This is a genomic window from Acidovorax soli (assembly GCF_900107605.1).
GTDB classification, from domain to species: Bacteria; Pseudomonadota; Gammaproteobacteria; order Burkholderiales; family Burkholderiaceae_C; genus Acidovorax; species Acidovorax soli.
The window spans coordinates 1-13,674 of record NZ_FNQJ01000026.1 but is presented as its reverse complement, the minus strand read 5'-3'; the positions used below and the strand labels follow the sequence as shown (position 1 = coordinate 13,674).

10 protein-coding genes and 1 pseudogene are annotated in these 13,674 nt (G+C 59.8%); 9 read left to right on the top strand and 2 right to left on the bottom strand.

Going from position 1 to position 13,674, the window contains the following annotated elements; translation table 11 throughout:
• Positions 1 to 13 precede the first annotated feature (13 nt).
• A complete protein-coding gene (locus BLW02_RS14895) occupies positions 14 to 2,023 on the top strand; it encodes an acetoacetate--CoA ligase (RefSeq protein WP_092699827.1) in 2,010 nt (669 codons plus the stop codon).
• A gap of 29 nt (positions 2,024 to 2,052) precedes the next feature.
• Positions 2,053 to 3,105 (top strand): zinc-binding dehydrogenase, encoded by a 1,053-nt coding sequence (locus BLW02_RS14890; RefSeq protein ID WP_092699824.1) that lies wholly within the window; start codon positions 2,053 to 2,055, stop codon positions 3,103 to 3,105.
• Positions 3,106 to 3,395: 290 nt separating this feature from the next.
• On the opposite strand, the gene BLW02_RS14885 is transcribed toward BLW02_RS14890, so the two are convergent.
• Positions 3,396 to 4,826 carry a short-chain fatty acyl-CoA regulator family protein gene (locus tag BLW02_RS14885; RefSeq protein ID WP_092699822.1) on the bottom strand — a complete coding sequence of 477 codons (1,431 nt, stop codon included), beginning with the start codon at positions 4,824 to 4,826 and terminating at the stop codon, positions 3,396 to 3,398.
• 114 nt (positions 4,827 to 4,940) lie between these two features.
• Between BLW02_RS14885 and BLW02_RS14880 the strand changes: the two genes are divergently transcribed.
• The 5 genes from BLW02_RS14880 to BLW02_RS14860 are packed head-to-tail and all read left to right on the top strand — an operon-like array spanning position 4,941 to position 11,207.
• A complete protein-coding gene (locus tag BLW02_RS14880) occupies positions 4,941 to 5,336 on the top strand; it encodes an acyl-CoA thioesterase (protein WP_092699820.1) in 396 nt (131 codons plus the stop codon).
• Complete coding sequence (gene prpC, locus BLW02_RS14875) at positions 5,333 to 6,487, top strand: bifunctional 2-methylcitrate synthase/citrate synthase (protein ID WP_092699818.1); 1,155 nt, start codon at positions 5,333 to 5,335, stop codon at positions 6,485 to 6,487. Before BLW02_RS14880 ends, prpC begins: the two co-directional genes overlap by 4 nt.
• A 30-nt stretch (positions 6,488 to 6,517) precedes the next feature.
• Positions 6,518 to 9,145 carry a Fe/S-dependent 2-methylisocitrate dehydratase AcnD gene (acnD, locus tag BLW02_RS14870; RefSeq protein WP_092699816.1) on the top strand — a complete coding sequence of 876 codons (2,628 nt, stop codon included), beginning with the start codon at positions 6,518 to 6,520 and terminating at the stop codon, positions 9,143 to 9,145.
• Positions 9,145 to 10,326: a 2-methylaconitate cis-trans isomerase PrpF gene (gene prpF / locus BLW02_RS14865; protein WP_092699881.1), complete on the top strand. Its 1,182-nt coding sequence runs from the start codon at positions 9,145 to 9,147 to the stop codon at positions 10,324 to 10,326. The genes acnD and prpF overlap by 1 nt, the downstream gene beginning before the upstream one ends.
• A gap of 20 nt (positions 10,327 to 10,346) precedes the next feature.
• Positions 10,347 to 11,207 (top strand): isocitrate lyase/PEP mutase family protein, encoded by an 861-nt coding sequence (locus BLW02_RS14860; RefSeq protein WP_092699814.1) that lies wholly within the window; start codon positions 10,347 to 10,349, stop codon positions 11,205 to 11,207.
• On the opposite strand, the gene BLW02_RS14855 is transcribed toward BLW02_RS14860, so the two are convergent.
• Positions 11,198 to 12,094, bottom strand: coding sequence for a LysR family transcriptional regulator (locus BLW02_RS14855; protein ID WP_092699812.1), 897 nt, complete (start codon positions 12,092 to 12,094; stop codon positions 11,198 to 11,200). The two genes, BLW02_RS14860 and BLW02_RS14855, sit on opposite strands and share 10 nt — an antisense overlap.
• A 233-nt stretch (positions 12,095 to 12,327) precedes the next feature.
• Between BLW02_RS14855 and msuE the strand changes: the two genes are divergently transcribed.
• Both msuE and BLW02_RS14845 read left to right on the top strand, forming a co-directional pair.
• The gene (gene msuE / locus BLW02_RS14850; protein WP_092699810.1) at positions 12,328 to 12,909 is read left to right on the top strand and encodes an FMN reductase; all 582 of its coding nucleotides are present in this window, start codon (positions 12,328 to 12,330) and stop codon (positions 12,907 to 12,909) included.
• A gap of 42 nt (positions 12,910 to 12,951) precedes the next feature.
• A pseudogene (locus BLW02_RS14845) lies at positions 12,952 to 13,578 on the top strand (putative oxygenase MesX); the annotation flags it as partial.
• Positions 13,579 to 13,674 lie beyond the last annotated feature (96 nt).

Here is a 13,674-nt window from a genome sequence, read left to right as displayed (position 1 = left end):
TTTTCAGCTTGCTATGCCCAGCACCACGACCCCCTCTACCTCCGACGTCCTCTGGACTCCCGGCCCCGAGCAACTGCAGTCCAGCCGCCTGGTGCAATACCAGGGCTGGCTGGCGCAGGAAAAAGGCGTTACCACCCACGATTACGCCGGGCTGTGGCGCTGGTCGGTCGAGCACCTGGATGAATTTTGGCAGTCGATCTGGAGCTATTTCGACATCCAGGCCGATGGCGAGCGCGAGCCCGCGCTGGGCCAGCGCAGCATGCCGGGCGCCGAATGGTTTCCCAAGGCTCGGGTGAATTTTGCCGAGCATGTGTTCCGCCATGCCACGTCCCAGCAACCGGCCGTGATCGCACGCAGCGAGGATGTGCCGCTGCAGCACATTGCCTGGAACGAGCTGGAGCGCGCCACCGCAGCACTGGCGGCCACGCTGCGCGGCTGGGGCGTGGGGCCGGGCGACCACGTGGCGAGCTACATGCCCAACCGCCCCGAAACGGTGATCGCATTTCTGGCCTGCGCCAGCATCGGCGCCGTATGGTCCAGCTGCGCGCCCGACATGGGGGCGCCTGTCGTGCTGGACCGCCTGCGCCAGATCGAGCCCAAGGTACTGTTCGCCGTGGACAGCTACCGCTACAACGGCAAGCCGTACGACCGTACCCGGGAAGTCGCGCAATTGCTGGCCGAGTTGCCCAGTGTCGAGCATGTCGTGCAGGTGGATGGGCCGCTGGCGCAGGAGCGCGCGGTCGATTGGCGCCAGCGCACGGGCTGGCAGGCGACCGTGGCCCGGGATGCCTCACCCCGTTACGAGCGCCTGCCTTTCAGCCACCCGCTGTGGATCCTCTATTCCTCGGGCACCACGGGGCTGCCCAAGGCGATGGTGCACGGCCATGGCGGCATCCTGCTCACGCACTTGAAGGAAATGGCGCTGCATAACGACCTGCGGCCCGGCGACCGTCTGCTGTTCCTGGGCAGCACTGGCTGGGTCGTGTGGAACCTGCTGGTGGGCGCCCTGGTCACAGGCGCCTCCATCGTGCTGTACGACGGCCATCCCTCCTGGCCCTGTAGCGATACCCTCTGGCAGTTCATCGACGAGCAGGAAGTCGCCGTTTTCGGCACGGGAGCGGCCGTCCTGATCGCGCACAAGAAGGATGGGCTGCGACCCCGGGATCACGCGCCGCTGAGGAAGCTGCGCACCATCCTCTCCACGGGATCGCCCCTGCCCGTGGATGCATTTGAATGGGTGTACCGCGACGTCAAGCCCGACATCTGGCTGGCGTCGGTCAGCGGCGGTACGGACATCGCCGACTGCTTTGTCGCCTGCGCACCCACCCTGCCGGTACATGCCGGAGAGATCCAGTGCGCGGAGCTGGGGGTGGCCGCCTACGCCTTCAACGAACAGGGTCAGGCGGTGATCGACGAGGTGGGCGAACTGGTGATCACCCAGCCGATGCCGTCTATGCCGCTGTATTTCTGGAACGACCCCGACGGAAGGCGCTACCGCGAGAGCTACTTCGAGGTATACCCTGGGGTATGGCGCCACGGCGACTGGATTCGTTTCACGCCCTATGGCAGCTCGGTGATCTATGGCCGCTCCGACAGCACCATCAACCGCTACGGCATCCGCATCGGCACGGCAGAAATCTACCGCGTGGTGGAGGAACTCCCCGAGGTGCTTGACAGCCTGGTCGTGGACCTGGAGTACCTGGGGCGCCCCACCTTCATGCCCTTGTTCGTCGTGTTGCAGCCGGGCGTGGCCTTGGACACATCCCTGACCGAGCGCATCCGGCAGCAGATCCGCACCAAGGCATCGGGCCGCCATGTACCCGATGCGGTGGTCCAGGTGAGCGAGATTCCGCGCACGCTGAGCGGCAAGAAGATGGAAGTGCCGGTGCGCAAACTGCTGCTGGGTGCCAGCCTGTCCCAGGTGGCCAGCCCGGACGCCATGCAAAACCCCCACAGCCTGGATTTCTTCGCCACGTACGCCAAGGCGCTGAACCTCGGCGGCCCGGGCGGGACGGCGCTTTGATTTTGAACGGTACTTCACGAGGACAGACCATGAAAGCAGCATTCATCACCGGTCACGGCGGCAACGAAGTCGTCGAGGTGCGCGAGCACCGCCTGCCCGAGCGCGCGCCCGGCGAGGTGCTCGTGCGCGTGCAGGCCGCCACCCTCAACCAGGTAGATCTGTACATGCGCAACAGTGGCGCCGGCATCACGCACCGCCTGCCGCAGATCCTGGGCCTCGACGCGGCCGGTGTGGTGGACGCCTGCGACGCCAGCGATCCGCTGCTGCACCCGGGCCAGGAGGTGGTCATTCACCCCGGCGTGGGCTGTGGCCGTTGCGAGTTCTGCCAGCACGGCGACAGCGCACTGTGCACGCGCATCCAGTTCCTGGGCGAGCACCGCGATGGCACGTTCGCCCAATGGATTCAGGTGCCGGCGACACAGGTCTTCCCCAAGCCCGCCCACCTGACTTTTGCCGAGGCGGCCGCCCTCGGTGTCAACCACCTCACAGCCTGGCGCATGCTGTTTTCCAAGGCGCGCCTGCAGCCCTGGGAAACGGTGCTGGTCTTCGGTATCGGCGGCGGCGTCTCGTTGGCCGCCCTGCAGTTGGCCAAGGCCATCGGCGCGCGCGTGATCGTGACCTCGCGCGACGACGCCAAACTCGAACGCGCCCTTGCGATCGGGGCCGATCACGGAATCAACAGCCAGACCCAGGATGTGGCGAAACAGGCCATGGCCCTTACTGGCGGTCGGGGAGTGGACGTGGTGTTCGAGAACACGGGTGCTGCCACCTGGCCATCGGCAATGAAGTCGCTGGTGCGCGGCGGCCGACTCGTCATCTGCGGCGCCACCACAGGGGACCAACCCGGTGCCGACCTGCGCCGTCTCTTCGTGCGCCAGTTACAGATCTTCGGCTCCAGCCTGGGAAGCTATGGGGAGTTCCACGACATGCTCGGCTTCGTGGATCGCACCAGCCTGCGCCCGCTGATCGACAGCACTTATGCTCTGGGCGATATCCACGCTGCACTCAACCAGCTGGAGTCTGGTGCGCAATTCGGCAAAGTGGCCCTGCGCATCGAAGGCCATGATGCACATCACGAGTAAGAACGCATGGACGCGGGCGGCGGCCTTGCCAGCCTTGCGGCGATGTTTGAGCATTTCGTTGCCGCGCCAGCGCGCAGGCGTGCGGCCAGCAAAACCTTTGCCATACTGGCGTCTCTGGGCGACTTCCCCTTGCCGGGTATTCCCGGGTACCCGAGGGCGCATCTTTCAAGAGAGAGAGCAGCATTGGAAATGCGCTCCCCTCCGAGGTTGAGCCCAGGCTGCCCTGCCCTTAGCCCCTCGTATTTGCAGTGACTGGTTTGGAATGAGTAAAAGAGAAACTGCTCATAACACTAGCCTCCACTCGCCGCACGAGGTTTGGCGCCGTATGGCATCACTCGACTGTGGTTGACGTCCACCTCCAGTGGTCGACCAATGAACGGAAATGCGCGCTGCTGACACTGCTCGCGCTCGCATACCTTACAGCCCATGCCGATGGGCGTTGCGGCATCAGGATCGCTCAGGTCTAAACCCTTGCTGTAAACCAAGCGGGTGGCGTGATGCACGTCACACCCCAGTCCAATCGAGAAGGTCTGTCGAGGCGTGCCATAACCTACTCCACCGCGCGAGACTGTGCGGGCTATCCACAGGTAACTACGCCCATCGGGCATGCGTGCGATTTGCGGAAGGATTCGCTCGGGCTGCGCAAAGGCCTCGTATACATTCCAGAGCGGACAGGTGCCGCCTGTGCGACTGAAGTGGAAATTCGTGGCTGACTGGCGCTTGGAAATATTGCCGGCCCGGTCAATGCGCACGAAAAAAAATGGAATGCCAGGAGCCTCGGCACGCTGAAGTGTGCTGAGGCGATGGCAGACGGTCTCAAAACCTACGCCAAACTTTTGGCCCAGCAATTCGATGTCGTAGCGTAAGGTCTCCGCTGCGTGCAGAAAGCGGCCATACGGCAACACCAGCGCGCCTGCAAAGTAATTGGCCAACCCAATCTGCGCGAGCTGGCGTGCCGCAGGATCGCCCTCCAGAGTGGCGTCTGTCGTGAGTTTTTCGAAAAGCGGCCCATGCTCTAAAAGCGCCAACTGGGTGGCCATCTGAAATGCTTGCTGACTTCGCTCGAGTACGCTCGCGAGGCGGAGTATTCGCATTTCGCTGTCGTATCGACGCTTGCTAGTCGCATCGTCGTCTACAGTCAGTACACGTACACCGTGTGTATGTACCAGTCGCTGAATGAGCCAGTCAATAAGTGCCATGCCACTTTGCTGCATCTGGGTCGCCAGTGTCTCAGCCGCGCGGTCTACGGGATCGAAATAGTTCTTGTGTGCAAAGAAGAAGTCGCGTACTGCCTCGAATGGCATCGTACGTCGTGGCACATTGCCTGAGCGATCATCGCCAAACGTTGCAGCCATAGCGTCAAGCTGCTCCGAGGCTTCCACCCCCCTTCTGTAGAGCGCCAACAAAGCCCTTCCCAACTTGGGCATCTGCGCCGCGACCTCGCGGACTTCGGTCAACGCCACAGGCTCTGGGGCATCAGCCAACGCCTCTTGCATGCCTGCCACGAGCCGCGACTCCTCGTCCTCAGAGAACTGTTGAACGTCGACTCCAAGCGTGCGATGGATCTTCAACAGTACAGATACCGTGAGTGGTCGCTGGTTCTGCTCAAGTTGGTTGAGGTAGCTCGGTGACAGCCCAAGAGCGTGGGCCATAGCGATCTGCGATAGGCCGCGTTCAGCGCGCATCGAACGCAGGCGGACTCCCATGAAGGTTTTTTTCATAGCGTATTTTCAATTAACAAATTCGCAAAATTCGCAATTATTAAATTTTTCATTGGCATGAATTCGCCCTTTTAGGACTGGAGCGGGATCCATATTTTGCGTAAATTGCGAATTATGACAAGCCTCAACGGAAGCGCCGAGATGCATGCAATGGTTCTGCCATCCCATGCCAACCACCATCACACTTTGTTTGCGGGTCAGGCATTGCGTTGGTTGGCCCAGGCGGCTTTCCTCGCCGCCCGCAACCGAGCACAACGTGAAGTGGTGGTGGCTGCAGTGAGCGGTGTCGACTTCCGCGTGCCGGTGCCTGTGGGTCACAGCCTCATGCTGCGCGCCCATGTGAGTCGTGTAGGCCGCACTTCTATGACCGTGTACGTCCGTGGTCTGAGTCAAGCGCCTGGTGCGCCGACTGACGAAACCCTGCAGGCCGTGTTTGAAATGGTCGCCGTTGACGCTGCCGGTCACCCCCACCCCATTGATCCACTTTCGCATCATCAGGAGACACCATGAGCACCACCGAAACTACGGGTTTCAAACCAAAGAAGTCTGTTGCGCTGTCGGGCGTTACTGCAGGCAACACTGCACTGTGCACGGTCGGCCGTACCGGCAATGACTTGCACTATCGGGGCTACGACATTCTCGACATCGCCGAGGTTTGCGAGTTCGAAGAGGTCGCGCACCTTTTAGTTCACGGGAAGCTGCCCACACGAGCAGAGCTCAAGGCTTACAAGGCGCGTCTCAAAGCCCTTCGCGGCCTACCGGCCAGTGTGAAGGACGCACTCGAGAAACTGCCGGCCGGTGCTCACCCCATGGACGTGATGCGTACTGGTGTGTCGACCCTGGGCTGTGTGCTGCCCGAGAAAGATGATCACAATCTTCCCGGCGCGCGTGATATTGCTGACCGGCTCATGGCTTCTCTGGGTTCAATGCTGCTTTACTGGTATCACTTCAGTACGCAAGGTAAACGTATCGACGTAGAAACCGATGACGAATCAATTGGCGGTCACTTTCTACATCTGCTGCATGGCGAGACGCCTCCGGAGAGCTGGGTGCGTGCAATGCATACTTCACTGAACCTTTACGCTGAGCATGAATTCAACGCGTCTACTTTCACGGCGCGCGTCATCGCTGGAACGGGTAGTGACATGTACTCGTGCATCGCGGGTGCTATCGGCGCCCTGCGCGGCCCTAAGCATGGCGGCGCTAACGAAGTTGCGTTCGAAATCCAGAAGCGCTATGACAACCCGGACGAAGCCGAAGCTGATATTCGTGCCCGCGTTGAGCGCAAAGAAGTCGTCATCGGGTTCGGCCATCCGGTTTACACCGTGAGCGATCCACGCAACGTGGTTATCAAGCGTGTGGCGAAACGACTGTCAGATGGAGCTGGCTCCACCAAGATGTATGACATTGCGGAGCGGTTGGAGTCGGTGATGTTGGAAGTCAAGAAGATGTTCCCTAATCTCGACTGGTTCAGTGCCGTGAGCTATCACATGATGGGAGTTCCGACCGCTATGTTCACGCCGCTGTTCGTGATCGCACGCACCAGTGGCTGGGCCGCTCACGTTGTGGAGCAGCGAGTTGACAACAAGATCATCAGACCCAGTGCGAACTACACCGGCCCAGAGGATCTCGACTTCGTTCCTATCGAGAGCCGCAAGTAATCACTGGAAGAGTCATCAACACCCAATCTCATGAATACTAAATACCGCAAAAAGCTGCCGGGAACGCAATGGGACTACATGGATGCGCGCGAGGCGGTTGAGACATTACGAACTGGTGCCTGGGCAGGGCTGCCCTATACCGCACGCGTACATGCCGAAAACCTTGTGCGGCGGGCAGATCCGGCACGACTGGACAACTATCTTCTGCAACTGATTGAACGCAAGCGTGAGATCGACTTCCCATGGTATCCCGTGCGTGTGGTCTGTCACGACATTCTTGGGCAGACGGCGCTGGTGGACCTAGCTGGCCTGCGCGATGCTATCGCCAACGAAGGCGGCGACCCAGCTCAGGTGAACCCTGTGGTACCTGTTCAATTGATCGTGGATCACTCCCTGGCCATGGAGTGCGGCGGCTTCGACCCCAATGCTTTCGCTAAAAACCGCGCTATCGAGGATCGCCGTAATGAGGACCGCTTCCACTTCATTGAATGGACGAAGAAGGCCTTCGCCAACGTGGACGTGATCCCCGCAGGCAACGGCATCATGCACCAGATCAACCTGGAGAAGATGTCACCCGTGGTCTACGTGCAAGATGGCGTGGCATTTCCCGACACCTGCGTGGGGACCGACAGCCACACCCCACACGTAGATGCGCTGGGCGTGATCGCCATCGGCGTGGGTGGCCTGGAGGCCGAAAACGTGATGCTAGGCCGCGCCTCCTGGATGCGCCTGCCCAGCATCGTAGGCGTAGAGCTCAAGGGCCGCCGGCAGCCTGGCATCACCGCGACCGACATCGTGCTAGCCCTGACCGAATTCCTGCGCAAGGAAAAGGTAGTGGGCGCGTATGTCGAGTTCTATGGCGAGGGAGCCGAGAGCCTGTCCATTGGCGACCGGGCCACCATTTCGAACATGTGCCCTGAATACGGTGCCACCGCTGCACTGTTCTCTATCGACGAACAGACTTTGGAATACCTGCGTCTGACAGGCCGCAAGGAGAAACAGGTGCAGTTAGTGGAAACCTATGCCAAGACAGCCGGCTTCTGGGTCGACAGCCTGCGCAATGTGCAGTACGAGCGCGTACTGAAGTTCGACCTCTCGACCGTCGTGCGCAACATGGCTGGGCCATCGAATCCGCACCGTCGCCTGCCGCTCTCGGCGTTGGTGGATCGAGGCATTGCCGGTGCCATCAAGCTCGAAATGGCCCGCGCCGATGAGGCCGAGGGCCGGATGCCCGATGGCGCCGTGATCATCGCCGCCATCACCAGCTGCACCAACACCAGCAATCCGCGCAACGTAATCGCCGCCGCGCTGCTGGCGCGCAATGCGAACCGGCTGGGCCTCACGCGCAAGCCCTGGGTCAAGACATCGCTTGCGCCCGGCTCCAAGGCGGTGGAACTGTACTTGAAGGAAGCAGGGCTTTTAGGCGATCTGGAGGCATTGGGATTTGGCATCGTCGCCTTCGCTTGCACCACCTGCAACGGAATGAGCGGCGCGCTCGATTCCAAGATTCAGCAGGAAATCATCGACCGTGATCTATACACCACCGCCGTGCTCTCGGGCAACCGTAACTTCGACGGGCGCATCCACCCCTATGCCAAGCAGGCATTTCTGGCCTCGCCGCCGCTGGTGGTGGCCTATGCCATCGCTGGCACAGTGCGCTTCGACATCGAGAACGATGTCCTGACGATTGTGGACGGCAAGGAAATCCGCCTGAAAGACATCTGGCCCAGCGATGAAGAGATCGACACCGTGGTCCAGGCCGCAGTCAAACCCGCGCAATACCGCTCCGTGTATGAGCCGATGTTCTCCCTGCGGGTGGACGATGGTGAACGTGTGGCTCCCCAATACGACTGGCGTCCGATGTCCACCTACATCCGCCGTCCTCCGTACTGGGATACGGAAGGCGTCGGCGCCCTGGCTGCCTTTCCCCGCACGCTCAAAGGTATGCGCCCTCTGGCAATCCTGCCCGACAACATCACCACGGACCACCTTTCCCCCTCCAACGCTATTCTTATGGACAGCGCGGCTGGTGAGTACCTGCACAAAATGGGTCTGCCCGAGGAGGACTTCAACTCCTACGCCACGCACCGTGGTGACCACCTGACGGCCATGCGTGCCACCTTCGCCAACCCGCAGCTCATCAACGAGATGGCCGTGGTCGATGGCAAGGTGCAGAAAGGCTCCCTTGCCCGTGTGGAGCCCGATGGACAGGTGGTACGTATGTGGGAAGCCATTGAGACCTACCTGAACCGCCGTCAGCCGTTGATCATCATTGCCGGCGCTGACTATGGTCAAGGCTCTAGCCGAGACTGGGCGGCCAAAGGTGTTCGCCTGGCGGGCGTCGAGGTGGTGGTTGCCGAGAGCTTCGAGCGCATCCACCGCACCAACCTGTTCGGCATGGGGGTGCTGCCGCTGGAGTTTCAATCCGGCACCACCCGGATGACGCTTGGACTTAACGGTACGGAAACCTTTGACGTCAAAGGGACGCGCACACCGCATTCGGAACTAACGCTGGTAATTCATCGCAAGAGCGGCGAGACGCTGCAGGTGCCAGTGAACTGCCGGCTCGATACTGCCGAAGAGGTCTCTGTCTACGAGGCTGGGGGTGTTTTGCAACGTTTCGCGCAGGACTTCCTTGCGCAGAAAAGGGCTGCATGATGGTCGCTTCACCACAAATCAGAATTCCAGCCACCTACATGCGTGGAGGGACCAGCAAGGGTGTATTTTTTCGTCTTGAGGACCTGCCACCCGCAACGCAACAAGCGGGCTCAGCACGAGACCGCTTGTTCCAGCGCGTCATCGGCAGTCCGGACCCCTATGCTGCACAAATCGACGGCATGGGCAGCGCCACGTCTAGCACCAGTAAGTGTGTGATTCTTTCGAAAAGCAGACGCCCTGGGCACGACGTGGACTACCTCTATGGTCAAGTTGCCATTGATAAAAACATTGTTGATTGGAGCGGCAACTGCGGCAACCTGTCGACAGCGGCCGGCGCGTTCGCAATCCATGCAGGCTATGTCGAAGCGATGCCGCGCGATGGCATCTGCACTGTGCGTATCTGGCAGGCCAACATCGGCAAAACCATAGTTGCTCATGTTCCGGTTCTCAACGGGCAAGTCCAGGAGACAGGGGACTTTGAACTCGACGGCGTGACCTTCCCAGCAGCAGAGATCGTGCTCGAGTTCATGGAACCAGCAGACGATGCCGATGGTGACGGTGGCATGTTCCCAACGGGGCAGGTAGTGGACGCATTGGAGGTGCCGGGCATCGAAATGCTCCAGGCTACGTTGATCAACTCGGGCATTCCCACAATCTTCGTCAATGCCGCTGACATTGGCTACACCGGTACCGAGCTGCGCGAGTCCATCAACGGCGATACCACTGCGTTGGCGCGCCTCGAGTCCATCCGCGTGGCAGGCGCATTGCGCATGGGTCTTATCCACACGGCCGAGGAGGCCACGACTCGGCAGCACACACCCAAAATCGCCTTCGTGGCTCCTCCGGCCGGCTATACCGCGTCGAGTGGCAAGCGTGTGCGAGCTGAGGATGTGGACATTCTGGTTCGCGCACTCTCCATGGGTAAGTTGCACCACGCCATGATGGGCACGGTATCGGTCGCCATTGCCACTGCGGCCGCTGTGCCGGGCACGCTGGTGAATCTTGCGGCTGGCGGTGGCGCGCGCCACAGCGTGCGCTTTGGCCACCCTTCGGGCCAGCTGCGCGTCGGCGCCGAGGCGAACCTGGTTGACGGTCAATGGACCGTTACCAAAGCCGTCATGAGCCGCAGTGCGCGCATCCTCATGGAAGGCTGGGTGCGCGTGCCCAATGACAGTTTCTGAATTTAGATTGTGATAACTTGATGTCCACCCGTAAGCAACTCAAATCCCTTGTCGAGGCGCGCCGCGGCGTACTGGTACCCGGCGCGTTCAACGCACTGTCTGCGAAGGTCGTGGAAGACCTGGGCTTCGAGGCCCTCTACGTTACCGGTGCCGGAGTTACCAACATGTGGTTCGGTATGCCCGATCAGGGCTTCATGGGTCTTTCAGAGATCGCCAACCACACAGCCCGCATACGTGATGCGGTGAGCCTGCCACTCATAGTAGATGCCGACACTGGCTTCGGGAACGCGCTCAACGTGTACCACACCGTACGCACGCTGGAAAGAGCCGGTGCCGACTGCATTCAGTTGGAAGACCAGGTTTCACCCAAGCGCTGCGGTCATTTCTCGGGCAAGGAAGTTATCTCGACGGAAGAGGCGGTGAGCAAGATCAAGGCCGCTGTGGATGCACGACGCGATCCGGATTTCCTCGTAATGGCGCGTACCGACGCGGCAGCTACGCACGGCTTTGAGGCTGCCGTAGAGCGAGCGCAAAAATTTGCAGAGGCAGGCGCGGATATCCTTTTTGTAGAGGCCGTAACCAAGGCCGAGGAGGTACGTGCACTGCCCCAGCGCTTGGCCAAGCCGCAGCTGATGAACATGGTCATAGGCGGCAAGACCCCTATGTTCGGCGCCGAGGAGCTTGGCCGACTGGGCTACGGTATCGTGCTTTACGCCAACGCTGCGTTACAGGGCGCAGTGCATGGCATGCATAAGACGCTCACCACCCTAAGAGACGACAAGCAAGTACTTGAAAGCAGCGGCTTGGTCACATCGTTCACTGAGCGTCAACGCCTAGTCGGTAAGCCAGACTGGGACGAGCTAGAGAAACGCTACACCTGAGAATGAGATAGCGTTCTTGCCAGGAGCACGAAGGCTTGTACGTAATCGGTGTTCATGTCCAACTCGCGTACGCCAAGGTAGATCTGCTTGGCAATCCCTTGTGGTCCTAGACGCACAGGCTTCACGGGCATCTTGCACGCGTACTCTTCGACAAGCCAGCGTGGAAGCGCGGCGACGCCGCGCCCGCTGGCTACCATCTGCAACATGATGTCGGTGGTCTCGATGGTCTTATGCCGGCGTGGACTCACACCAGCAGGCGATAGAAACTGGGTGTAAACATCCAGCCGATCCGGCGAGACCGGGTAGGTAATTAAAACCTCACTTAGCAGATCACGGGGGGTGATATGCGGTGCGCTGGCCAAAGCATGGTCGCAGGCCACCACAAGCACTTGTTCGTAGTCGAACACGGGCTCGAAGTGCAATCCGGGCTTGAACAAGGGGTCAGGCGTGACCAGCATGTCAATCTCATAGCCGTAAAGCGCCCCCAGGCCGCCAAACTGAAACTTCTGCTTCACGTCCACGTCGACGTCGGGCCAGGCCGCCAAGTACGGCGACACCACTTTGAGCAGCCACTCGTAGCAAGGGTGGCATTCCATACCGATACGCAGCGTGCCGCGCTCGCCTTGCGCAAACTGGCGCAGGCGCTCTTCGGCCAAGTTCAACTGCGGCAGCACCCGGTTCGCCACCGCAAGCAGGTACTGGCCAGCCTGGGTTAAACGCAGGCTACGGCCTTCACGCAGCCAGATGTCAGTGCCCAGCTGCTGCTCAAGCTTTTTCATGCTGTGGCTCAGCGCCGACTGCGTGAGGCACAACACGTTAGCCGCCGCAGTCAAGGAGCCCTGTTTCTCGACCTCGGCCACGATGGCTAAATGTGCGCGCTCCAACATATATGAGAAATATTCATGAAATCGTGAGATAAAACCATTTTACTTCATGATCACTGATGTCTAGCATTCGCTTCCATTGTTCGTTGGCAGTTCAAAGGAAGCCCATGGCCGTCAAACAACTCACCGCATTCAGCGGACCGAACTTGCAGGCGCAGCACGATGGCAAAGCGACTTGACCTTGCGCACTCCATCAAGCCTCTAGGCACCAGAAATCAGTCGATACGAAAGACAGAATGAAACACACCACGCGCATAGTCGCCGTCTCCGGAGGGCTTCAACGTCCCTCTAAGGCAGCAACCTTGGCAGAACACCTGCTGGAGTTGATCGCACATGAAATGCCGTGTGAAAAGCACCTTATCGAGATGAGTCTGATCGCTCCCCAACTAGCCGGCGCGGTCCTGCGCTCCCAACTGCCTTGTACGGCAGAGCGTGCGCTTGTAGAAGTCGAGCAAGCAGACGTGGTCGTCGTAGTCACCCCGGTCTACCGCGGCGCCTACTCGGGATTGTTCAAGCACTTCTTCGACTTCATCGATCAGGATGCATTGATCGACAAACCAGTGCTACTAGCAGCCACCGGTGGTAGTGAGCGCCATGCCCTGGTGATCGACCATCAATTGCGCCCGTTGTTCAGCTTTTTCCAGACGCGCACGATGCCGCTAGGTGTTTACGCAACCGACAAGGACTTTGCGGAAGGCCGCCTACGCAACGGGGCCTTGCTCGAACGGGCCAGGCTCGCGGTCGAGCGGGCAATGCCGTTGGTGACATTGGCGCGCCACGCCTTGCCCCGCCTGACCATTGAAGCGCACGTGGCCTGATTCACGACTTGGCCAACCTAACAACTTCCAGACGCAATCGCCATGAACGAAGAACTCCGCTTTGAACTCAAGAGCATCCTTTTCGATGAAAACTACATCCCATCAGACAGCACGCGCATCACCACCAACTTTGCCAACCTGGCACGGGGAAAGAGTCGCCAGCAGAATTTGCGCAACACGCTGAGGATGATCAACAACCGTTTTAATGAGCTAGCGCATTGGGACAATGCGACAGGAGATCGCTACTCTGTCGAACTGGAGATCATCTCCGTAGAGATGAGCATGGCTTCCAGCATTAGCAATGCTTCATTTCCGTTGATTGAAGTGCTGAAAACCAGCATTCTCGACAAGAAGACGGGAAAACGCATCGATGGGATCGTTGGGAACAACTTTTCTTCCTACGTCCGCGATTACGACTTCAGCATCCTGCTTCCCGGCTACAACGCTGATCGGGCGCAATTCGGTGTTCCTGAAGGTTTTGGTGAATTGCATGGAAAGCTGTTCAAACAGTTTGTCAGTTCGGTCACTTACAAAGCGCACTTAGGCAAGCCACCTGTCATCTGCATCAGTGTATCGACCAGCAAACGTTACCAGCGGAATGGAAATCAGCACCCGGTACTGGGCGTTGAGTATCAACAGAGCGAACTTTCAGCGACCGACCGGTACTTTGGGGCCTGTCCGAATTTCTGTGTGTGAGGCTCATTGAACCTTCACCGATTTCGTGAAGCTGGTTGACTATCTTACGTGCTCGATTTCGTGAACCGA

What these genes read in the sequence shown, in the direction of transcription:
- BLW02_RS14895 (WP_092699827.1), top strand. Translation starts at nt 14, where the DNA reads ATGCCCAGCACCACGACCCCCTCTACCTCCGACGTCCTCTGGACTCCC.
- BLW02_RS14890 (WP_092699824.1), top strand. Translation starts at nt 2,053, where the DNA reads ATGAAAGCAGCATTCATCACCGGTCACGGCGGCAACGAAGTCGTCGAG.
- BLW02_RS14885 (WP_092699822.1), bottom strand. Translation starts at nt 4,826, where the DNA reads ATGAAAAAAACCTTCATGGGAGTCCGCCTGCGTTCGATGCGCGCTGAA.
- BLW02_RS14880 (WP_092699820.1), top strand. Translation starts at nt 4,941, where the DNA reads ATGACAAGCCTCAACGGAAGCGCCGAGATGCATGCAATGGTTCTGCCA.
- prpC (WP_092699818.1), top strand. Translation starts at nt 5,333, where the DNA reads ATGAGCACCACCGAAACTACGGGTTTCAAACCAAAGAAGTCTGTTGCG.
- acnD (WP_092699816.1), top strand. Translation starts at nt 6,518, where the DNA reads ATGAATACTAAATACCGCAAAAAGCTGCCGGGAACGCAATGGGACTAC.
- prpF (WP_092699881.1), top strand. Translation starts at nt 9,145, where the DNA reads ATGGTCGCTTCACCACAAATCAGAATTCCAGCCACCTACATGCGTGGA.
- BLW02_RS14860 (WP_092699814.1), top strand. Translation starts at nt 10,347, where the DNA reads ATGTCCACCCGTAAGCAACTCAAATCCCTTGTCGAGGCGCGCCGCGGC.
- BLW02_RS14855 (WP_092699812.1), bottom strand. Translation starts at nt 12,094, where the DNA reads ATGTTGGAGCGCGCACATTTAGCCATCGTGGCCGAGGTCGAGAAACAG.
- msuE (WP_092699810.1), top strand. Translation starts at nt 12,328, where the DNA reads ATGAAACACACCACGCGCATAGTCGCCGTCTCCGGAGGGCTTCAACGT.